We start from the raw sequence: 21158 nt of genomic DNA, 5'->3' as shown, positions 1-21158 counted from the left end.
ACGAGGAGGGAGCAATCAAGCTATCAAGCTACGACACCATTCACCCTTTTGTGATGCATTCAGTATGTGTGAACGATTAGGCCATTCAGGCAGGCCTCAGCACTGCCTCAGCACCCGTCGAGGAAGCGGTCCAGGACCCGTACGCCGAACTTCAGCCCGTCCACCGGAACCCGCTCGTCCACGCCGTGGAACATCCCGGCGAAGTCCAGCTCCGGGGGCAGCTTCAGCGGCGCGAAGCCGAAGCAGCGGATGCCGAGGTCGTCGAAGGACTTGGCGTCCGTACCGCCGGAGAGGCAGTACGGCACGGCGCGCGCGATCGGGTCCTCGGCCTTGAGCGCCGTCTGCATGGCCTCGACGAGCGCCCCGTCGAAGGTCGTCTCCAGGGCCTTGTCCGCGTGCACGTCCTCGCGCTTGACCTTCGGGCCGAGGATCCGGTCGAGGTCGGTCAGGAACTCGTCCTCCAGACCCGGCAGGAAGCGGCCGTCCACGTGGGCCGTCGCCTGCCCGGGGATGACGTTGACCTTGTACCCGGCGCCGAGCATGGTCGGCGCGGCGGTGTTCTGCAGCGTCGCCCCGATGAGCTTCGCGATCCCGCCGAGCTTGGCCAGCGTCTCGTCCATGTTGTCCGGGTCGAGCGGGGTGCCGAGCGCGTCGGACAGCTCGTCCAGGAAGGACCGTACGGTCTTGGTCACCCGGATCGGGAACTTGTGCCGCCCGAGCCGCCCGACCGCCTCCGACAGCTCGGTGATGGCGTTGTCGTTGTTGGTCATCGAGCCGTGCCCCGCGGTGCCGTCCACCGTGAGCCGCATCCAGTGCATGCCCTTCTGGGCGGTCTCGATCAGATACAGCCGCAGGTCCTCGTTGACGGTGAAGGAGAAGCCGCCGACCTCGCCGATCGCCTCCGTCACGCCCTCGAACAGGTCCGGATGGTTGTTGACCAGGTGCCGCGCCCCGAACACGCCGCCCGCCTCCTCGTCGGCGAGGAACGCGAGCACGATGTCGCGCGGGGGCTTGCGGCCGGTGCGCAGCCGCTCCCGTACGACGGCGAGCGTCATGGCGTCCATGTCCTTCATGTCCACCGCGCCCCGGCCCCAGACGCAGTCGTCCACGATCTCGCCGGAGAAGGGGTGGTGGGTCCAGTCCTCGGCGTTGGCCGGTACGACGTCGGTGTGGCCGTGGATGAGCAGCGCGGGCCGGGACGGGTCCTCGCCCTCGATGCGGGCCACCGTCGAGGCGCGGCCCTTGCGCGACTCGAAGATCTGCGGTTCGAGCCCCACCTCGGCGAGCTTCTCCGCGACGTACTCGGCGGCGGCCCGCTCACCGGGTCCTGAGTGGTCGGGGCCGTAGTTACTGGTATCGATCCGGATCAGATCACGGCACAGATCGACGACCTCGTCCTCGCCTCTGACCGTTCCGGCTTTCGTCCCGCCCGCTTGCGACTCACTCACGCTGCCTCCTCATCATTCCCTGCCCCCGGGGCGGGTCCACCCGGACCGGCCCGCCGCGGGGCTATCCCGCCATCCTCCACCTCCCGACGCCGCAGCCCAAGGCCGCAATAGGGCTGTCATATCCCGTACACACCGCGTGCCCCCTCGCGCACTCCCCGCCCCCGACCTCACGTGATCGAGCACGCCCGGATGTTTGCTATGGTTTTCCACGTCGGAACGGCCGCAGGCCGGACGGCAGACACCTGGTCCGGGTGGCGGAATGGCAGACGCGCTAGCTTGAGGTGCTAGTGCCCTTTATCGGGCGTGGGGGTTCAAGTCCCCCCTCGGACACGCACTGATGGCCCACGGGCTTCGCGTAAGTGCTGGTCGAGTCTCATCTCGGCCAGCACTTTGTGTTTCCCGGAGTCGTACGTGAGCCGCACCCCGAGCTGCCGATAGATCTCGGCCTTGTCCTCGGGCTCGGCTTGGCGTACCACAGCGGCCAGATCCTTGATCGAGCGGACGAGCCGGGCAATCTCGTCGCGGGACATCCGGGCCCACGCCCCCTTGGATGACGCGCGCAGCTCGGCTTCGGCCCTGGCCCGGCGGGCCTGGGTCTCGGCGATCCACTGGGTGACGACGACGGGGTCGGCGCCCGCTTCGAGGGCGGCGCGGTGGGTGGCGAGCTTGGCGTCGCAGTCGGTGATCACCTTACGGACAGCCGCAACGGCAGCGGTCTCTTGTTCGGGGGCCGCCGCGGTGGTCATGAGGTCGATGGTGTCGTCGAGACGATGTGGGAGGAACACTTTGGCCAGCCAATCGTCGAGGGGCGGGACGACCCAGCTCTCACGCAGGTACACGTTGCGGGGATGCTGGACACGGTTGGCGAGCGCGTACTGGTCGGGAAACCGGCAGCGGTAGTACGCCTGCTCATGTGCCCAGTGGCCCTGCATCTTGCGCTCGCAGGCCGCACAGACGATCGCCCCTCGGAGCAGGTAGGGGTTGCGGGTCCGCTTGATCCCGTGGGCGGGACTGGTCCGGGTGCGGGCTTGGAAGATGTCCTGGACACGGGCGAAGGTGTCATCGTCGACCAGCGGGGTATGGACGATCTTCTTCGAGACGATCCACTTGTCCTGGCTGTTCCAGCGCATGGCGGTCGTGTAGCCGAGGGTGACGTCGTCGATGTCGAGCAGTGCCTCGTGCTTGTGCTGCCGGTTCCAGACTTGGCGGCCGGTGTAGCGGGGATTGCCGAGGATCGCGCGGACGGCGCTTTTCGCCCAGGCGCGGGTGTCACGGTGGGGGTTGCGGGCCCGGTCGTGGGCGGAGGGGCTGGGGATGCCGTCGCGGGTCAGGCCCTCGGCGATGGCGAAGATGCCAAGGCCGCTGAGGAACTCGGTGAAGATCCTGATCACGACCGGGGCGGTGTCCGGGTCGGGTTCGAGGCCGTACAGGCGTTTGCCGTCCTGGGCCTTGGCGGGGTTGGGGTGCGGGCCGAGGTCGACGAGCCGGTATCCGTACGGGGGTCTGCCGCCGAGGTAGCGGCCTTCCATGAGGGCTTGGGAGGCCATGGCGGCGTGCACGCGGACCTTGATGCGGTTGCGCTCGCCCTTCGACATGCCGCCGAAGACCGACATGATCAGGTCGTGGGCCTCGTTGTCCGGATCGATGGGACCGCCCACCTCCGGCACCCACAGCGGCACGCCGTAGTGGACGAAGAGCGGGAAGGTGTTGCCGAACTGGCTGCCGTAAAAGGCTCGCTGGGGCTCACCGATCACCACCGCGTCGAACCCGCGGCGGCTGTCGGCGAGCGCGGCCAGCAGCGCAGCCGCCCGGGGACGGCGTTTCCAGGGCAGGGCGCGGCTCTGGCCGACGTCGAAGTGCTCGGCGACGATTTTCCCACCCGCGGGTTCGATCAGAGCCTGGGCCCGGTTCAGCTGCCATAGACGCGAGGCTTCCGGGTCCTGCTGGTCCTCGGTGGAGACACGCCCGCAGAAGGCGAACAGCATCCTGCGGTCGGCAGCCGGCACGGGTGAAGGCGCGGGCCGGTCTCTTCGGAGCCATGGAAGCGGACGGTCGTCATCAGCCATCGGGGCACCCTCTCGACCCGTGGTGGTCCTGGTGGACCACCACCGATAGCTGCGCCTCTTCCAGAGAGCCAGCCCGCCCGGCGTGGCGGGTGAGGATCCGCAACAGGACCTCGGCTGCCGGCCGTGTCAGCGTCGGGCCATCAGGCGGGAGAACTACTTGGAAGCCGTCCGGGGGTGCTTCGCCGCCGCTTCGGGAGTCGCGGCGGCGCCCGCCTCGTTGGGAGCGGCCACCGGCGATTCGGCAGCCAGGGACGCGAACTCGTGTGCTGGCGTCGGCGCATGAACCGCCGCTGGGGTGGGGCGAGTCGATGTGGCCGCCGTGGGCGGCCTGGATGCTCACCCCGGAACACAGGCCGCCCATCCGCGGGCCGTCGCCATCGCCGTGGTCGTCACGGTGCACGCTGCCGCCCGGCTGGTACCGGTTCACCCGCTGCTCCGTCTGTCCGCCCGCCGATAGCCGCAGTGGTCTGTCGTCAGCCGAGTGGGGTGCTGCACGCGGCTGGTGCAGGGGGCCCTCCGGGACACGTCGGGGTGCGCCGCAGAGGGGTCGGGCCGGGTGAAGACCAGCACGTCTTCGTGTTGGACGAGGTGGAGGGGGATGCCCTGGCGGCGGGCGTCGCCGACGTTCTTCATCTGGAAGAAGGAGGGTCGGGCGATGAGTCGGTTGTCGCGGATACCGGCGAGGAGGGCGACGCAGCGCTCAGTGGGGATCAGTCCTGCGGTGCGTCCGGCGGCAAGGACGGCAGAGGGAAGATCGATGAGTTCGCCGCGTGACCGCCAGGGCCGGGTGGTGACGACGGCCGTGCCGCCGGGACGCAGCATGGTGTGGCACTGGGTGAGGATCTGGGTGAACGCGTCCAGGAGGTGATCCGTGGAGACGTGGGCGAGGTTGTGCGGGTCGCGGCTGTAGCGGTAGTCCCGTTTGACCACGCCCCTTTCTCCGGTTTCGCGGGTGGAGCGGACCTGGCCATGGACCGATCGCCCGTACGGGGGTGAGGTGACGACCAGCGCGATCGTCCCGTGGTGGTGGGCGTCGATGAGCTGGGTGAGACGGCGGGCGTCGCCGCACACCACGTGCCCGCTGCCGTGTCCGGTTCGCCGCACGGTGCGGGCGATGTTGGCGCGTGCGAGCCGGGCCCAGCGGGACTCGTACTCGACTCCGAGGGCGGGGCGGCCGAGGCGGAGGGCTTCGACCAGGGTGGTGCCGATGCCGCACATCGGGTCGAGGACCGTTTCCCCCGGCCGGGTGTAGGTGCGGATGGCGTGGGCGGCGATCGCGGGCAGCATCTTGGCCGGGTGCGCGTTCGAGCCGGACACGTAGCGGCCGGCGCGCTGGGCGGGGGCGGAGGTGGGCGCGGTGTTCCACACCGATTCCCGGACAGACATGACGTACTCCTTGTCTACGCGCTGGCGATGGCGGACAGGACGAGCAGGTCGGAGTGGATCAAGCCGGGCGGAGCGCCCTCGATCGGTGTGGGCTCGATGCGGTCGCCACTGGGGTGGCCGTGGACGATCACGATGTGCTGCAGGTAGGAGAACCCGGCGGTGCGTGCTGCGGCGATCAGAGGGCCGAGGGGGTCGGTCAAGCGTCCGGCGTCGCGGCGCTGGCGTGCCGCGAGCAGTAGGAGTCCGTCGCCGGGGAGGAGGCGGTGGGCGCGGTGGAAGAAGCCCGGCCAGCCGTTCTCCATCGCCCCGGGCATGTCGTCGGCGTTGGGGAGCAGCGTGTCGTCGGGGGCCGGGAGGGTGTCGGGGTGCAGTTCGGCGAGCAGTACCGGCCCCCGGCTGGGGCGGCTGGCGCCACTGGGGTCGGTGGCGTAGGTGACAGAGCGGGTGCGGGCGTCCATGCCCGGTCCCGTGTCGTGGATGCGGATCGTGATCAGAGGCGCGGGCACGTGCCCGGGGCGGTGGGAGAACTCGGCGCGGATCCTGTCGATCGCCCACACCGGCAGCACGCCCTCGGGGGCGGGCACGTGCTCCGGGTCGTTCGGGTTGGGAAGCCAGATGGTGGTCGGCAGCGGGCGGGAGGCGCTGGAATTGCTGGACGCGCTTCGGCGGTCGTGAGCCTTGGGCATCGGGTGGCGGCACCCGGGTAGGGGATCCGGCCGTCTGGTGCTGACGTGATCAATAGAGATTCCGCGGGTGGCTCTTTGCCGTCTTCTGCGGCCGCTTCGATCTCCTGCACGCCCTGGCCGTTACGTCCGCGCGGGCGCTGCGCCGGGCAGTGAACCACCTAAAAGCCCAGGTAGACGGTGCTGCGAGCCGGTCGCGAGCCACTGGCGAACCACCTCAGCCTCCTCATTCATCGCCGCTTCGCCAATGCCTGCCCTGCTGCCAGGAATCCCGCGCGACGCATCGCAGACGGACTCCGCACGAATCCGCGTAGTGATTCCGGCACCCCCTCACTCGCACGGGACACCGAGGGTGGGCGCTGAATGGTCCGGAGACGTCTTCAAGATTTTTTAGTTCGATTCTCGCTGAGGAGCTGCGAGCACCGATCCTGCTCGCAGCAGGCGGGCCAGACGTGGGCCATCGCACGGGGCGGGCCATGCGGCGGGGTGTTGTCCGGTGGTGGGGCGCGGGTGGGTCTGTGCTGGCGCGGCGGGGTGAAAGGGCTGGCGGCGGAAGTTGTCCGAACCCCCATCTCGCAGGAGACCGCCATGTACCACCGTCCTGTCGCCCGCTGCCCGCACACGACCACGCTATCGCCGCTGGAGGAGCTGGAGCAGTCCTTCCTCGCCCTGGCCCGTACCGCCACACCGCTGACCATGCCCGCACGCCTGGTCTGTGACGAGCCGTCGGAAGAGGTGTGGCCGGTGGATCAGATCCGTGTCCGACTGGCTCATCCCAGCACCCGGCCCGAGTTGCGGGCACTGACGTGGGGCGAGGTCGTGCGTCGTGCGCACGACCTCGGTGAGCCGTGGCCGGTGGTTGCGATGGCTATGACGATTCCGGTGCTGCGCCGGATGCTGTCCCGCTTGGCCCGTCCAGCTCATCTGGAGCGTCAAGAAGTCGAGCAGGAAGCTCTCGCCGCGGTCGCGGTCGCCCTTGCGGAGGTGGATGCGAGTGATCCAGGGGTGGACCGAGAGCTGTTCGCGGCGGCTGACCGCGCGGTTCACCGTCTGGTCTACGCGGCTCGCCGCCGCGGTGAGCGGGAGGCGGGCGAGCTGATGGTCCATCTGGGACGCCTGCGCACCCGTGCAAGCGTCGAGGACATGGAGGGCTCGATGGTGTCGGATGAGTACCAGGTGTTGGCTCGCGCGGTACGGGCCCGGGTCGTGGACTTGGCCGAGGCGCAGTTGATCGCCCGTACCCGGCTGCACGGTGAGTCGATGGGGGCGCTCGCCGGCGAGCGTGGGGTGAGTATGCGTCAGCTGTACCGGCATCGCTCCGCTGCCGAACAGCGCCTGGCTTCTCACCTGCGTCATCAGGCTGAGTAAGGAGCCATACGAGGGACGTCCGGCGCTGGGGCGTCAACGCTCCGGCGCCGGATTCTCTATCAGAAGGCAGACGGGGCCGCTTCCGATTTCCTGGATCGGAAGAAGCTCCGGGGCCTGGCAGGGGCCGTTGCCTCAACGCTCCTGTGCTGTCGGGCCGTGTGCTGGGTGGGGTGTGCGCTCCGTCTCGTGCTGACACCCCGAGAACCATCCGGTAGCCGCCGAAGGAGGCCGGCCCCGGGCGAAGGATCTGGCTCACCCCCACCCAGCTTCCCGCTTGCCTTTCGTTGTTCTTGTGCCTGATGGAGGTGTCCTGCCATGTTCAGCCGCTTCCGTCGGCCGCCCGGCGTACGTCACGTCGCGCGCGGTGGGGTTCCAGTGGTGTTCACCGCGGTGATGACGGCCGTAGTGCTGTTGGCGGATCCGCCAGCGGTGTGGGCCGTGGCCACGATCCCGCAGGTGATCTCGAATTTGCGGGACTGGATCGTGGGACTGCTGACCGGGTTGGCCACGCTCTTCCTCACCTTCGGCGGTCTGCGCTACCTCATGGCCGGCGGTGACCCGGGGGAGGTCGAAGCCTCCAAACGGGCCCTGAAGGCCGCAGCGGTCGGATACGGGCTGGCGATGCTCGCCCCCGTCGTGGTGGGGGTCTTGCAGCAGATCGTGGGCGTGGATGGCGGCGGACAATGACCCGCACCGGCTACCTCCTCTCCACCCTGTTGCTGACGTCCATCGGGCTCGTCATCGGTGCCGGGCCGCCTACCGCGCCGGTTGCCCATGCGGTATCCCTGCCGGAAGCGACTGCCCGAGTGCCTGGTGTGCCAGCTGACCCGGAGCCGCAGCCCGGGCCCGCTGCCAGCGCCTCCGCGCCTGGGGCGGCTCCTGCCCGGCCTCGAGCCACGCCGGGGCCGAGTCCCGTGCCCGGCCGCCCGTCGCACAAGCCCTCGCGGCACCCGAAGCTGGAGCCCGCTCCTGGGCCGACGCCGCCTGCCTGCAAGGTCACCGGCGGCGACTGTTCTCCCGCCGGCTGGGGTCTGGACGGGCTCATCGACATCCCCGGCATGATCGTGAACGCGATCACTTCCTTTCTGGGGACGATCGTCGAGCAGATCATGAAACCCGCGCGAGAACTGCTCGCCGACACTCTGCTTGCCACACCCGATGTCACCCGGCACGCGGACCTGAAGCGACTGTGGGCCGGGGCACTGGAGATCACGGCTGGGATCTACGTACTGTTCGTGGTCGCGGGCGGGATCACGGTGATGGGCTACGAGACCGTCCAGACCCGGTACGCGCTCAAGCAGATTGCCCCGCGTCTGCTGACCGGGATGATCGCCTCGGCGATGTCTCTGACCGTGATGGGCAAAACCATCACGCTGGGCAACGCCCTCTCCCACGCGATCATGGGTCTGGGTATGGCGGATGCCGGGCAGGGACTGGTCGAACGCGTCCTTCCTTTCGCCCTGTTCGGCACCACCGGGCTGAAGATCTATCTGCTGATTCTCGCGATCGTGCTGCTCGTGCTGGTCCTGGCCGTGCTGATCGGATTCGTGGTGCGGGTCACGGTCATGGCCCTGCTCGCCATTTCCGGCCCCCTGGCGTTGGCCTGCCACGCCCACCCGCTCACCGCCCCGGTGGCACGGCTGTGGTGGCGTGGCCTGGCCGGATGCCTGGTCATCCAGGTCGCGCAGTCCATGACCTTCATCGTCGCCCTCAAACTGTTCTTCGCCCCCGGCGCCACCGCGCTGGGGATCACGTACTCCGACCAGCTGGGCACGATGCTGGCCGGGCTCGCCCTGTTCTGGGTGCTGTTCAAGATCCCCGGCTGGACGATGCAGGTCGTCTTCCGGGCCACCCCGATCCACAACCCCCACGCGCCCACCGCGGTACGCCTCCTGCGGACCCTGGCCCTGTACCGGCTCATGGATCGATATCTCCCCGGCACATCCCTACTGCGTCGCGGCCCCGGTAGAGGCGGCGGACCAACTGGCGGCGGGCCCGCCGGTCGCGGCGGTGGCCCCGCGCCACGGCCAGGGCCCGGGCTCGCCCCTGGTTCGCGACCGGGCCGCGTCCGGCTCGGTCCTGGCTCGGCCGGTCCGAGGAGCGGGACATCAGGTTCGGGACCTCGAGCGGGCGCTGACTCTCCTGGACAGGGTGGTTCTTCGGGCCCCGCAGGTTCATGGGCGGCCCGAGCCGGAGGCCCGGTGACCGGCTCGGCAGCAGCGCTCACGCTCCCAAGGGGACCGGCGGGCCGCCTGAGTGCCGGCTCGCGGGCGGCCTCACCTGGTACGTCTCGGCAGAAGGGTCCGCTCACCGTGGTCCATCCCGCACAGGCGCGCCGCCGGCGGCAGCTGACGCTGCCCGTGGCCGCGCAGCGCGTCCCCACCCGTACGCCGCGGCCGGTCCAGACCTGGCTGCCGATCCGGGCCGAGCGCATCCCGCGACCGCACGCTGCGGCCAGCGGCTCGGCCTCCCGGCCTTCCACACGACCGCCCGTCGGCCCGGCCGTTCCGCGGATGGCCTCGCGGCAGATGGTGCTGCGGATTCCGGCCGAGCGGGTGCGTTCCCGGCCGGTGCGTCCCGTGCAGTTGCGACTGCCTCTCGAACCACCCCGGAGGTGAATGTTCATGACAGATGTGAACGACGACGGTGTCGCCGTGACCCGGATTCCCGCGGATATCGCGCGCCCTGACCGCGTCCTGGGTCCGCTCACCGCGCGGCAGACCGCGATCCTGGCCGGGTGCGTGCTGGTGCTGTACGGCGGGTACTGGCTCGCGCGGCCGTTCATGCCGCCGCTGGCGTATCTGGTCATGGTGCTGCCCGTGGCCGGAGCCGTCACCGCGATCGCGGTGGGCGCCCGGGAGGGCATCGGCCTGGACCGTTTCCTCCTCGCCGCCCTCGTCCACGCCCGTGCCCCCAACCGGCGAGTGCACGCTCCGGAAGGCGTGCCCGCTCTGCCCGAGATCGTGAACAAGACGTTGGGCACGGCATCCGGACCGATGCCGGTGCCGGTGCGGATGCCGTGTCGTGGTGTCGGCCCAGCGGGGACAGTGGATCTGGCCGGGCAGGGGCAGGCGGCGCTGGGGACCTGCTCGCCGGTCAACTTCGACCTGCACAGCGGTGCTGAGCAGCAGGGCCTGGTCGCGGCGTACGGGCGCTGGCTCAACTCGCTGACCGGCCCGACCCAGCTCCTGCTCCGCTGTCACCGCACCGACCTCATGCCTCTGGTCGACCAGCTCCACCACTGTGCCCCGGCCCTACCGCACCCGGCGCTGGAGCGGGCGGCCCGCGCGCACGCCGACTACCTTGCCCACCTCGCCGGGACAGGGGGCCTGCTGACCCGCCAGATCGTCCTTGTCGCACGGGAAGCAACATCGCCGCGGCGGGCCCGGCCTTCGGCCTGTAGCGGGCGGGCCGTCCAGCGCCTCCAGGAAGCGGCTCGCGGGCTCGCTCCCGCCGGCATCAGCGTCACCTCACTCGACCAGGAGCAGACCACGGCACTGATCACCGCTGCCTGCAACCCCGATCCCCCCATCCCGCCGCTCGCTACGGAAGCGCAAGGAGACGAGGCATGATCCTTCGTTCCCAAAACCGGCGCCGCCCGGACCACGAGGTCGTCCGGGCCGGAGAACTGCTGCACCTTGCGGGCCCGGAGGCTCTTGAGGTGCATGCCCGCACCCTCGCGATCGGGGGCCATGTGGCCTGCTCGCTGGTCGTGACCGGCTACCCGGCCGAGGTCAACCCCGGCTGGCTGGCACCCCTGCTCGCCTTCCCTGGGCACCTGGACATCGCACTCCACATCGAACCGGTCCCGAACCCGGTCGCGGCGGCCGGGCTGAAGAAGCAGCGTGCCCGACTGGAATCCGGCCGCCGGGGCGCATTCGACAAAGGGCACCTGGACAACCCGGAGGTCGAAGCCGCCGCTGCGGACGCGGCCGACCTCGCCTACCGGATCGCCCGTGGTGAGGGAAAGCTCTTCCACGTCGGCCTGTACATGACCGTCCAAGCCGCTGACGAGGAGACCCTGGTGGAGCAAGTCGCCGCCGTCAGGGCGGTCGCGGAGTCACTGCTGATGACGGTCGCACCGACGACGTACCGGGCATTGCCCGGCTGGCTGGCCACGCTCCCGCTGGGCATCGACACGCTGAAGATCCGCCGCACCTTCGACACCGCGGCGCTCGCCGCCTGTTTCCCCTTCGCCAGCCCCGAGCTGCCCACCCCTGCGGGCGAGGCCGGAGCGGGGTCGCAGGTGCTGTACGGGCTGAACGCCGTCTCCGGCGCGCCGGTGTTGTGGGACCGCTTCGGGTGCGACAACTACAACTCGGTCACCCTCGCCCGCTCCGGGGCGGGCAAGTCCTACCTGGCCAAGCTGGAGCTGTTGCGGCTGCTGTTCACCAGGGTCACCGCCTCGGTCATCGACCCGGAAAACGAATACGTACGCCTGGCAGAGACCGTCGGCGGCAACGTCGTCGCGCTCGGCGCCGACGGAGTACGCCTGAACCCCTTCGACCTCCCTCGCCACGACCAGGCCGACGACGGTGACGACGTTCTGACGCGACGCGTGCTGTTCCTGCACCGCTTCCTGGCAGTGCTCTTCGGCACCGAGGCGAAGGGAGCGGAGGAAGCCGCGCTCGACCGGGCGCTCCTACGCACCTACGCCCGGGCGGGGATCACAGCGGATGCCCGGACCTGGAGCCGGAACCCACCGGTACTTGCCGACCTCGCGGAGGTTCTTGACGAAGACGGGAGCGAGGCGGCCGCCGGGCTGGTGGAGCGGCTCGCGCCGTATGTCACCGGTTCGCATTCCTGTGTCTTCAACGGCCACAGCACAGCGAGCACCTCCGGGCATCTCACGGTTTTCGCGCTCCGGCAGCTGCCGGAGGAGATCAAGGCTCCGGCGATGCTGCTCGCCCTGGATGCCATCTGGCGCCAGGTCACCGACCAGGGCAGGAGCGGCAAACATCTGGTGATCGTGGACGAGGCATGGCGGCTGCTGGGCGACGAGACCGGGGCACGCTTCCTGTTCCGGATGTCCAAGGCCGCTCGCAAGAACTGGACGGGGCTGGCCGTCATCACTCAGGACGCAGATGACGTCCTCGCCTCGCCACTGGGAAGGGCGGTGGTGGCGAACGCGGCGACCCAGATTCTGCTCCGGCAGGCCCCACAGGCGATCGACACCATCAGCGAGTCATTCCGGCTCTCTCATGGCGAGCGGGAGTTCCTGCTGTCGGCCGCGCGGGGCGAGGCGTTGCTGCTGGCCGGGGAACGCCGCAAGGTCGCTGTGATTTCCGTGGCCGCGCCGGGTGAGCACGAGATCATCACCACCGACCCCGGAGAACTCGCCGCCCAGCAGTGGACCGAGGACACCGATCCCGACGCCACCGCTGCCCACGATCTCGACGACGAGACGTGGAACCAATGACCCCCACCGCGCTCGTCGCCGGGACAGTACCCCATGGCCCGGTGGTGGACTTCCTCACCGACCCCGCTGCCTTCTGGGCCTCCGCTACCCGAACGGTTCTCGGCTGGGCCGTCCCGTACACGCCTGTGCTCGTACCGGTCGCGACGGCGGTCGCCGTGTGCGTCACCACCGCCTGCGGCCGGATGCGACGCAGACGCCAGCAGCGCTTCGCCGACGACGCACGCTGCGTCGAAATCCTCGCCCCGCCCCAGATCCCCGGCAAGGGAGGTGACGTTCTATGGGCGCAGCTCGCGGGTTTGCTCCGGCCGTGGTGGCGACGCCTCACCGATGGCCAGCCACATCTGGGGTTCGAGTACGCCTGGTCGCCGGCGGGACTGGCGATCCGCTTGTGGGTGCCGGGGACAGTGCCACTGGGATTGGTACGCCGGGCGGTGGAAGCGGCCTGGCCCGGAGCCCACACCCGCGTCCAAGAACCACCGGAGCTCATCCCGCCTGGCCATGTGGTGACCGCAGGGCGGCTGCGTCCGGCCCGGCCGGAGGTGCTGCCGCTGCGCACCGAGCACGCGGCCGACCCACTCCGGGCCCTGCTCCAGGCAGCCACCGCCATGAGCGAGGGCGAGACCGCGCTCGTGCAGATCCTCGTCCGCCCGGCAACCGGAGCCGCTGTGCGGCGGGCCCGACGGGCCGCGCGACGGTTGAAGGCCGGAAGCTCGACCCCTCGGCTGCCCTCGCTCGGCGCGCTCCTGCTGCACCGGCCACAACCGGTGCTGGCCCAGCGGCAGGACGTCGAGCACGGTGCCGCGGTCCGCCAGTCCGCCGCCAAACTCACCGGCCCCCAATGGCACACGACCATCACCTATGCCGCCACCTGCACACCTGAGGAAATGCGGGCCCGGGATGTAGTGCGGGGGCGTGCGCACGCACTCGCCTCCGCGTTCGGCCTGTACGCGGAGCACAACTGGCTCGCCCGCACCCGACTCGCCCGCCCCGAGCGATGGCTGGAGGGCCGGGTCTTCCCCCAGCGCGCGGCGCTGCTGTCAGTCCCGGAACTGGCGGCCCTGGCCCATCTGCCCGTGGATGCGGACGCCCCCGGAGTACGGCGTGCGGGAGCCCGCTCGGTCCTCCCACCACCCACGGTCCCCGAGCCGGCCCCCGGCGCCGGAGTCAAGCCCCTCGGCCGCTCCGACACCGGCGCCCGCCGCCCGATCGGTCTCGCGGTCCCGGACGCCCGCCACCACGTCCATCTCATGGGCGCCACCGGCTCCGGCAAATCCACCCTCGTCGCCCACCTTGTCCTCGACGACGTCCGCCACCACCGGGGCGCGATCGTCATCGATCCCAAGGGCGATCTCGTCACCGACCTCCTACACCGCCTGCCCGACACCTGTGCCGACCGCCTCGTCCTCATCGACCCCGACGACTCCCATGCCCCGCCGTGCCTGAACGTCCTCGACGGGGCGGACATCGACGTGGTCGTCGACAACATCACCGGCATCTTCCGCCGCATCTTCACCGCCTTCTGGGGACCGAGAACCGACGACGTCATGCGCGCCGCCTGTCTCACCCTCCTCAAACACCGCGCCCACAGCGGCCAGCTGGTCACCCTCGCCGACGTGCCCCGCCTCCTGGGCGAGCCCGCGTACCGCCTGCGCCTGATCCCGACCATCAAAGACCCCGTCCTCCGCGGGTTCTGGGCCTGGTACGAGTCCATGTCCGAACCCTCCCGGGCGGCCGTGGTCGGCCCGGTGATGAACAAGCTGCGCGCCTTCCTGCTGCGCGACTTCGCCCGCCGCACCATCTCCGCCGGGCCCTCCACCTTCGACCTCGCTCAGGTCCTCGACGGCGGAATTCTCCTGGCCCGCCTGCCCAAGGGAGCCCTGGGGGAAGAGACCGCGCGGCTGCTCGGCTCGTTCATCGTCGCCGGCACCTGGCAAGCAGCCTCCGCCCGCGCCCGCACCCCCGAACACCAGCGCATCGACGCATCCCTCTACGTGGACGAGGCGCACAACTTTCTCACCCTGCCCTACCCGCTGGAGGACATGCTCGCCGAAGCCCGCGGCTACCGCCTGTCCATGACACTCGCCCACCAGCACCTCGCCCAACTCCCACGCGACCTGCGCGAAGGCATCTCCGCCAACGCCCGCAACAAGATCTTCTTCAACACCTCCCCCGAAGACGCCACCGCCCTGGAACGCCACACCCTCCCCACCCTCACCGCCCACGACCTCGCCCACCTCGGCCCCTACCAAGCCACCGCCCACCTGCTCACCGCCGGCGCCGCGACCCCAGCCTTCACCCTCACCACCCGCCGCCTCCCACCCCCCGTCCCCGGCCGCGCCACCGACCTCCGCACCGCCGCAGCAGCCCGTACCCACACCCGAACCACCCGCCCCTGACCACCCGATCCGCCGCGCGCCCTCTTTCCGCTCACCCGGCCTTTCCGACTGATGCCTTGGTGGTGATCTGCCATACCTGCTCTGCCCCGCCCTTCCTCCGGGCCCGGCTCGCGTTACACCGCGCGCGCCGCCCTCACCCGGCCCCGGCCCACACCAGCACGGCACCGCACGGACCCCGCCGCCCTCACCCGCAGCCTCACCGCCCGCGACCTGTGGATCACCGCCATGGTCCACGAACACCGCGTCCTGACCACCCCACAGATCGCCCGCCTCGCCTTCACCAGCCAACGCTCCGCCCAGCGCCGCCTGCGCGTGCTCCACCACCACGCCGTCCTGGACTCCTTCCGCCCCCTGACCCAGCACGGCTCCTCACCCGAGCACTACACCCTCGGCCCCACCGGCGTCAGCGTCATCGCCGCCCACGCCGGATGCGAACCCGCGGCTCTCGGCTGGCGCCCCACCACCACCGGCCGCATCGCCTACTCCCCATCCCTCGGCCACGACATCGGCGTCAACGAACTCCTCACCCACCTTGCCGCCCCCACCCCAAACGCCACCCACGGCCACCTCACGGTGTGGCTGTCCGAACGGTCCTGCGCCAGACGCTGGGACGACATGATCCGCCCCGACGCCTACGCCCACTGGCATACCCCTACCACCACCGACGCCGACCACCCAAGCCTGTTGCCGTTCTTCCTCGAATACGACACCGGCTCCCAGCCCCTGCCCCGCGTCGAAGCCAAACTCGCCGGCTACGCCAACTTCACCACCTCCACCAACACCCGCCCCGCCCTCCTCATCCACACCCGCACCGCCTCCCGCGACCGCGCCCTCCGCCACCGCCTCACCCAACCCGCCCACGACCTGGGTTTGTGCGTGGCGACCTCCTCGGCGGACTTCACCACCCACACCCCGTGGGGCCCGTGGTGGGCACCCCTGCACCCCGCAGCCCCCCGCACCACCCTCACCGGTCTCACCACCCACTGGCCCGACCTCACCCCGGCCACCATCGACCCCACCGACGCCGACACAGCCCTCACCCTCCCCACCTCACCCCGGCCACCCACGACGCCGGATGGCCGATGAGCCTGCTCGCCAAGACGACCATCGGGATCGGCTGCGCCCTCATCGCCCTCCCCTTGCTCGCCGGCGTCGCGGTCGCCGCACTTCTCAGCTCCCTCATCCCCGACTCCAGCGGCAGCACCACCGCCCCGGGCAGTAACGCGCCGCGGGACATCCCTGCGAGCATGCTGGCGCTGTATCAGCGCGCGGCCCTTGAGTGCCCGGGCCTGTCCTGGACGATCCTCGCCGCCATCGGCAAAGCCGAGACCGACCACGGACGCCACCCCACCATGCGATCCTCCGCCGGGGCCGTGGGACCGATGCAATTCCTGCCGTCCACCTTCAAGTTGTACGAGGATCCGGTACCAGCCGGTGGACGCAGACCTCCGACGCCGTGGGATCCGGTCGACGCGGTGTTCGCCGCAGCCCGACTGCTGTGCACGCACGGCGCCCGACACCACAAGAACATCGAGCAGGCGATCTACGCCTACAACCACTCCCACACCTACGTCGCAGACGTTCTACGCATCGCACACCGCTACGCCACCGCCCTCCCCACGACCTCCGCCGTCGGCCCGGCGGTGGTGGCCTTCGCCCGCCGCCAGCTCGGAACCCCCTACGTCTGGGGCGGTGACGGGCCCGCCGAAGGCGGCTTCGACTGCTCCGGCCTCACCAAAGCCGCCTACGCCACCGCCAACATCAACCTCCCACGCGTGGCACAGACCCAGTACGACGCCGGCCCGCGCCTCCCCGCCGGAACACTCCTCCTGCCGGGCGACCTGCTGTTCTTCGGCACTGGTACGCGGGCTGTCACGCACGTCGGTATCTACAGCGGCCGCCACCGCATGATCGACGCACCTCATCCCGGCGGCACCGTCCGGGAAGCCCTCGTCGACCTGACCAGCCCCACCTATCAGGGGGCGACCCGACCGAGCCGCCGCGGTGCGCGGTGAACACACAACCCACCGCTGCCGAGATCGACACCCTGCTGCGCGCGCTCGTCCGCATCCTGGCCGGCGTCGCCGCCCTCGCCCTCGTCTTCACCGCCGTCAACGTCACCCTCTTCGCCGTCGACCACCACATCCCCTGGCCGATCGCCCTCCTCCTCGACCCGATGGTCGCCCTCACCCTCACCACCGTCCTCTACGCCGACGCACGCCTCGCCGCCTGGAACATCCCCCCACCACGCTGGTCCACCGCCCTGCGCTGGTCCGCCGGCATGGCCGCCACCGTGATGAACACCTGGACCTCCCTCTGGCCCGACGACCACATCGGCTGGCCCCGCCACGCCGACCCCGCCGGCGTGCTCCTCCACGCCGTACCGCCCCTGCTCCTCATCGGCCTGACCGAAACCGTCGCCGCCTACCGCCGCTGCACCTCCCAGACACACCCGCACCCCACCACCGCACCCCACAACAACCAACCCGAGGAACACCCCGGAAACACCCCAGGAGCACCCGCACCCCCCGCTCCACCACCATCCGAGCGCACCGATGACGAAGGTGGCGGCCCGACAGCGGCCACCACGCGCCACGACAGCCCCCAACCCACCCCCGATGGGCCGCGGGACCAGCCCGATGGGCACAGCCGCGCAGACGCCGATCTGTACGCCCGGGCTCTCGCACTGGATCTCGCCGCTCGCGAACGCACCGGGCTGCCGATCAGCATCCGCCAGCTCCGCCGCCACCTGCACCTGGGCCAACACCGTGCCCGCGAGCTCCGCACCCGGCTCGATACCGAACGCACCCCGGGAGCACCCGCACCTCACCCCGCACCCGAAACCGCACCCAGCGGGCCGCTCCAAGAAGCACCCGCCCGGGGGACGGGAGCGGCTTGACTAGTCGGTCACCACAGAGCGTCCATAGTCGTCGCCGCGGATCCATCGCGTAGGCCACGCGCCGCGAGCACCCCGGCCGGGGCTCTCCACACCCAACCACCCCACACGGGAGACCCCACCATGCCAACCACCACCAACACCGACCACACCACACCCACTCCCAACCAGCCCGACCCCGCTCAGCTGTCCGGCGCCAACGCCGCCGTATGGGCCGCACTGAACAACCACCCCGGCGCCACCAGCACCACCCTCGCCCAGACCGCCGGTGCCGGCCGGTCCACCGTGACCAAGGCCCTCCGCCACTTTGAACAGACCGGCCTCGCCCGCCGCGAAAGCGCCACCCCTGTAGGCAGCGGCCGCCCCGTCAACCACTGGTACCCCACCCCCACACCCGACCCGGACACCAGCACCTCGCCGGACACGACGGACGAACCGCCGACCGCTGACGACAACAGCCACGAGACGCCCACCGAGCACGACAACCACCCCACGCCCGCAGCAGAACCGCCCGCACCCGAGAACGGCACACCAGAACACGACGACCGTGATCAAGAAGAGGAGCGGGATTCCGCGAACGCACCCTCGCAGGGAGCAGAAAGCGACGATGCGCCGACGCCCGCGGCCGAGCCTCCGACAAGCGAGGCCGTCTCGGAGGTCACAAAGACGGAGGAGACCCAGCCGACCGTCAACCAGAGCGGCTACCGGACCCGCCTCGCCCCTGGCGCCCTGCGCCAGATGGTCGTGGACCACCTCACCGCCCACCCCGACGAGACGTTCACGGCCACCCGCATCAGCCGGATCATCGAGAAGAGCTCCGGTGCCATCGCCAACGCCCTGGTCACCCTGACCAAGCAGGGCATCACCGAGCAGGCCACCGAACGCCCACGCACCTACCGACTCACCACCACACCCAGCAGCGACCAGACATAGACCGGCACGGATCATCCAGCATGGCCGGGTGCCGCCCCGCGAGCAGGGCGGCACCCGGCCATGCTGTCGCTCCACGCGTTCCTCGGGCCCGAGCCGTCGCCTCGGACGAGCAGCCGCCCTTCCGTGGCGGCCGCCCGGCGCTCTGCGCAGCCGCGAGTCCTGTCGGGGCCGGAGGCTCACCGGCCGATCGAAGAAAGAGCGGCAAGGCACAGGGTGAGGCTTGCGGCGAACGTAACGCCGCTGCGAGCAAAAGCCGCTGGAATCGTGGCACCGTCCCAGCACGCCAAGGCGAAGGAGATCGCCGCGACAACGATGGAGAACAGCACGGCCACAGCCAGGACGAGGAACAAGAAGGCCGCAGATGTATGGTCCATGAAGGCACCGCCTGAATCGTGTTGTACCGGTGGAAGAAAACAACGATCCCTGGGCAGAAAGGGCTGGCGGACCGGTTGGATGTATCTCCGGGGACAACAGGGGTTGTCCGCCGGACAACTGAGGGGGACGGTACATGGGCGGCACGAGGAACCGACCAGGGCGACCCTGGGCACCGTCCCGGGGATCGTGCACCGAGATCAATAGGCTCGTAGAACTGGTGCGATCCTGGATCGACGAGTCCGCGGTTCCGGTGAGCCAGCTACATCGGCAGCTCACACCGGACCATTTCACGACCCGCGCGGTGCCCGAGCTGCGTCGGCTGCGTGACCTGCTGGCCGGCGACGGGCTGGAATGGGACGTGGTCGAGGCTATGGCCGACGTGTGCTTTCCGAACGAACCGGGCGACCAGTGCGGGCCACGTCTTGAGGCAGCGAGAGCGTTATGGGACCAGGCACAAACCAGCCCCACACCGCTCGCGGGGGCGCAGGAACTGGTGCTCGCCAGGGAACTGCTGGCGGCCAAGGACCGCACGATCGAGATCTACCAGGAGATGCAGCGGCTCCAGACGGCCTACGAGGCGAGCGAACGGGGCCGGTACCAGGCGTTGCAAATCGCCACGCTGCTCTTCGCGATGCTGGGGCAGGCCCAGGCGAAGGCCACAGAACTGAAGCGCCGGGCCGATGCCCTGCAGCCGCTGTCGGCCCGGCATCTGGACGAGCGCACGCGGTTGGATCTACGACTTTCCCGGGCACAACATCAGCAGACGGAGCTGAGTGAACAGCTCTCCCGCGCCGAACGGGAACGCGACATCGCCCAGCAGGTAGCCGACCATGCGGCCCGCCGAATCCATACGCTGGAAGACGAACTTGCCGAGCTGCGCTTCCGGACGGGACATGACGACCCGACTCTGCTGCCGGGAAACTCGACCACATCGTTGCTCCAGCCCGATCTAAACGCCACCAGCCATGACGAGGCAGCCCTCGATGACGTAGACCGTGCGCTGGAAAAGGTGCGAGCAGTCCTCGACGAGGAGCACGCCGCCGTTCAGCAAGCGGCGGACGATTTCGGTTTCCAGACGACTTCAAGCTGTCAGCTGCCAACCTCTGACGCTGCCAGAGCAACGACTGTTCCCGGACACATGCAGCGCTCGCCCGACGTACGCGCTTCCTCCCAAGCGAAGCAGTCCCAGAGCCCTGCGTGGTTGTCCCGGACAACCTCGCACAACTGGCGGCAGTTGCGTCACCGCATCAGTCGACCGTGGCGACGGCGCGGTGGCATGATGCAGGTCGACCTGCGTGAACGCCTCCGGGTACAGAGCAAGCTGCCCAACCTTCCGCGTGGCTGGCACCGTGAGATGGCGCTCCGCCCGGCGCACGGCAAGTCCTTCTCCGGCGACTTCGTCGTGGCAGCTCGCACGAACAGCGGCCGCACGCTGGAGGTAGCCCTAACCGACGTCTCCGGCAAGGGCGCGGACGCGGTCTCCCGCGCTGTCCTCCTGTCCGGCGCCTTCAGCGGACTGCTGGGCTCACTCCCACCTCGCGCGTTCCTCCCCGCAGCGAACAGTTACTTCCTGAGGCAGGACTGGGACGAGGGCTTCGCAACCTCGATCTACCTCACCCTGGACTTGGACTCGGGTAACTACGAACTGTTCTCCGCGGGCCATCTGCCGGGCCTCCAGTTCAATATGTCGCGTAACCGCTGGGAAGAGAAGTTCCCGGACGGCCCGCTCCTCGGACTGTACGACGGAGCCCAGTTCCACCCGATCCAGGGCTCCCTCCGCCCCGGTGATGTCCTGTTGCTCTATACAGACGGCCTGGTCGAGACCTCAGGGCGCGACATTTCCGAGGGCATTGACCGTCTCGTCGGCGAGGCAGACCACTACATGACCGACGGATTCCACGGCGCAGCCTGGCACCTCATTGAGGCTGCAGCAGGGGACATCCACGACGACCGAGCCCTCCTCCTCATCGGCCGCAGAGAAGAATGAACTGCTGCCGCCGCTAACCCAGGCGGAACTGCCGCGGCCAATCCAGCCCGCTGCTGCCAGCGCGCAGGAGACGTGGTCAGCGGCTGGAGAAGCCTGGTGGTGGCTCAGAAGCCGTTGCTCTATCGATCACGGTGATCACTGGTTCGAGTGCGGCGACTCGGTTGGGTGATCTCCAGCCGAAGCGGGCATGAAAGCAGGGCC

The 21158-nt window shown here is 69.9% G+C and carries 15 protein-coding genes, 1 tRNA gene and 1 pseudogene; 12 read left to right on the top strand and 5 right to left on the bottom strand.

All coding sequences use genetic code 11. The annotated features are described in order from the left end of the window. Nucleotides 1-107: 107 nt before the first annotated feature. On the bottom strand, nucleotides 108-1448 hold the full coding sequence (locus ACFV9T_RS28585) for a M20/M25/M40 family metallo-hydrolase (protein ID WP_385445245.1): 1341 nt from the start codon (nucleotides 1446-1448) through the stop codon (nucleotides 108-110). Nucleotides 1449-1693: 245 nt separating this feature from the next. Here ACFV9T_RS28585 and ACFV9T_RS28580 point away from each other — a divergent pair. After that, nucleotides 1694-1778: transfer RNA gene (locus ACFV9T_RS28580), tRNA-Leu, on the top strand. Here the strand turns inward: ACFV9T_RS28580 and ACFV9T_RS28575 are convergent. The 3 genes from ACFV9T_RS28575 to ACFV9T_RS28565 form a co-directional block, all read right to left on the bottom strand. Then, nucleotides 1760-3454, bottom strand: a complete 1695-nt coding sequence (locus tag ACFV9T_RS28575; protein ID WP_385445243.1) for a recombinase family protein — start codon at nucleotides 3452-3454, stop codon at nucleotides 1760-1762. The genes ACFV9T_RS28580 and ACFV9T_RS28575 overlap by 19 nt on opposite strands. 483 nt (nucleotides 3455-3937) lie before the next feature. Next, the gene (locus ACFV9T_RS28570; RefSeq protein WP_385445241.1) at nucleotides 3938-4900 is read right to left on the bottom strand and encodes a TRM11 family SAM-dependent methyltransferase; all 963 of its coding nucleotides are present in this window, start codon (nucleotides 4898-4900) and stop codon (nucleotides 3938-3940) included. Nucleotides 4901-4914: 14 nt separating this feature from the next. Next, a complete protein-coding gene (locus ACFV9T_RS28565) occupies nucleotides 4915-5586 on the bottom strand; it encodes a hypothetical protein (RefSeq protein ID WP_385445240.1) in 672 nt (223 codons plus the stop codon). A 585-nt stretch (nucleotides 5587-6171) separates the two neighbouring features. On the opposite strand from ACFV9T_RS28565, the gene ACFV9T_RS28560 reads away from it, so the two are divergent. From ACFV9T_RS28560 to ACFV9T_RS28515, 10 genes are all read left to right on the top strand, one after another. Further along, nucleotides 6172-6951 carry a hypothetical protein gene (locus tag ACFV9T_RS28560; protein WP_385445238.1) on the top strand — a complete coding sequence of 260 codons (780 nt, stop codon included), beginning with the start codon at nucleotides 6172-6174 and terminating at the stop codon, nucleotides 6949-6951. Between the two features lie 315 nt (nucleotides 6952-7266). Beyond that, nucleotides 7267-7638, top strand: coding sequence for a pilin (locus ACFV9T_RS28555; protein WP_385445236.1), 372 nt, complete (start codon nucleotides 7267-7269; stop codon nucleotides 7636-7638). A 227-nt stretch (nucleotides 7639-7865) separates the two neighbouring features. Further along, complete coding sequence (locus ACFV9T_RS28550; RefSeq protein ID WP_385445234.1) at nucleotides 7866-9569, top strand: hypothetical protein; 1704 nt, start codon at nucleotides 7866-7868, stop codon at nucleotides 9567-9569. Between the two features lie 6 nt (nucleotides 9570-9575). Next, complete coding sequence (locus ACFV9T_RS28545; protein WP_385445233.1) at nucleotides 9576-10523, top strand: PrgI family mobile element protein; 948 nt, start codon at nucleotides 9576-9578, stop codon at nucleotides 10521-10523. Beyond that, nucleotides 10520-12370 (top strand): VirB4 family type IV secretion system protein, encoded by a 1851-nt coding sequence (locus ACFV9T_RS28540; RefSeq protein ID WP_385445231.1) that lies wholly within the window; start codon nucleotides 10520-10522, stop codon nucleotides 12368-12370. Before ACFV9T_RS28545 ends, ACFV9T_RS28540 begins: the two co-directional genes overlap by 4 nt. Continuing rightward, nucleotides 12367-14766 (top strand): type IV secretory system conjugative DNA transfer family protein, encoded by a 2400-nt coding sequence (locus ACFV9T_RS28535; RefSeq protein WP_385445343.1) that lies wholly within the window; start codon nucleotides 12367-12369, stop codon nucleotides 14764-14766. Before ACFV9T_RS28540 ends, ACFV9T_RS28535 begins: the two co-directional genes overlap by 4 nt. Before the next feature lie 225 nt (nucleotides 14767-14991). After that, a complete protein-coding gene (locus ACFV9T_RS28530) occupies nucleotides 14992-15852 on the top strand; it encodes a replication-relaxation family protein (protein ID WP_385445229.1) in 861 nt (286 codons plus the stop codon). Beyond that, the gene (locus tag ACFV9T_RS28525) at nucleotides 15849-16781 is read left to right on the top strand and encodes an NlpC/P60 family protein (RefSeq protein WP_385445227.1); all 933 of its coding nucleotides are present in this window, start codon (nucleotides 15849-15851) and stop codon (nucleotides 16779-16781) included. Before ACFV9T_RS28530 ends, ACFV9T_RS28525 begins: the two co-directional genes overlap by 4 nt. Further along, nucleotides 16778-17665: a hypothetical protein gene (locus tag ACFV9T_RS28520; RefSeq protein WP_385445225.1), complete on the top strand. Its 888-nt coding sequence runs from the start codon at nucleotides 16778-16780 to the stop codon at nucleotides 17663-17665. Before ACFV9T_RS28525 ends, ACFV9T_RS28520 begins: the two co-directional genes overlap by 4 nt. A gap of 120 nt (nucleotides 17666-17785) precedes the next feature. Continuing rightward, nucleotides 17786-18595, top strand: coding sequence for a hypothetical protein (locus ACFV9T_RS28515; protein ID WP_385445223.1), 810 nt, complete (start codon nucleotides 17786-17788; stop codon nucleotides 18593-18595). 176 nt (nucleotides 18596-18771) lie between these two features. Here ACFV9T_RS28515 and ACFV9T_RS28510 read toward each other — a convergent pair whose 3' ends face one another. After that, nucleotides 18772-18969, bottom strand: a complete 198-nt coding sequence (locus ACFV9T_RS28510; RefSeq protein WP_385445221.1) for a hypothetical protein — start codon at nucleotides 18967-18969, stop codon at nucleotides 18772-18774. Between the two features lie 1244 nt (nucleotides 18970-20213). Here ACFV9T_RS28510 and ACFV9T_RS28505 point away from each other — a divergent pair. Next, a pseudogene (locus tag ACFV9T_RS28505) lies at nucleotides 20214-20957 on the top strand (PP2C family protein-serine/threonine phosphatase); the annotation flags it as partial. Nucleotides 20958-21158 lie beyond the last annotated feature (201 nt).

Origin of the sequence: Streptomyces sp. NPDC059850 (genome assembly GCF_042731515.1) — a bacterium.
GTDB lineage: Bacteria > Actinomycetota > Actinomycetes > Streptomycetales > Streptomycetaceae > Streptomyces.
This window is presented reverse-complemented; position numbering and strand designations above follow the sequence as displayed.

Bases quoted from the DNA above. Each gene is read 5' to 3' on its own strand.
- ACFV9T_RS28515 (WP_385445223.1), top strand. From the start codon at position 17,786: ATGCCAACCACCACCAACACCGACCACACCACACCCACTCCCAACCAG.
- ACFV9T_RS28530 (WP_385445229.1), top strand. From the start codon at position 14,992: ATGGTCCACGAACACCGCGTCCTGACCACCCCACAGATCGCCCGCCTC.
- ACFV9T_RS28540 (WP_385445231.1), top strand. From the start codon at position 10,520: ATGATCCTTCGTTCCCAAAACCGGCGCCGCCCGGACCACGAGGTCGTC.
- ACFV9T_RS28510 (WP_385445221.1), bottom strand. From the start codon at position 18,969: ATGGACCATACATCTGCGGCCTTCTTGTTCCTCGTCCTGGCTGTGGCC.
- ACFV9T_RS28570 (WP_385445241.1), bottom strand. From the start codon at position 4,900: ATGTCTGTCCGGGAATCGGTGTGGAACACCGCGCCCACCTCCGCCCCC.
- ACFV9T_RS28525 (WP_385445227.1), top strand. From the start codon at position 15,849: ATGAGCCTGCTCGCCAAGACGACCATCGGGATCGGCTGCGCCCTCATC.
- ACFV9T_RS28565 (WP_385445240.1), bottom strand. From the start codon at position 5,586: ATGCCCAAGGCTCACGACCGCCGAAGCGCGTCCAGCAATTCCAGCGCC.
- ACFV9T_RS28555 (WP_385445236.1), top strand. From the start codon at position 7,267: ATGTTCAGCCGCTTCCGTCGGCCGCCCGGCGTACGTCACGTCGCGCGC.
- ACFV9T_RS28560 (WP_385445238.1), top strand. From the start codon at position 6,172: ATGTACCACCGTCCTGTCGCCCGCTGCCCGCACACGACCACGCTATCG.
- ACFV9T_RS28545 (WP_385445233.1), top strand. From the start codon at position 9,576: ATGACAGATGTGAACGACGACGGTGTCGCCGTGACCCGGATTCCCGCG.
- ACFV9T_RS28535 (WP_385445343.1), top strand. From the start codon at position 12,367: ATGACCCCCACCGCGCTCGTCGCCGGGACAGTACCCCATGGCCCGGTG.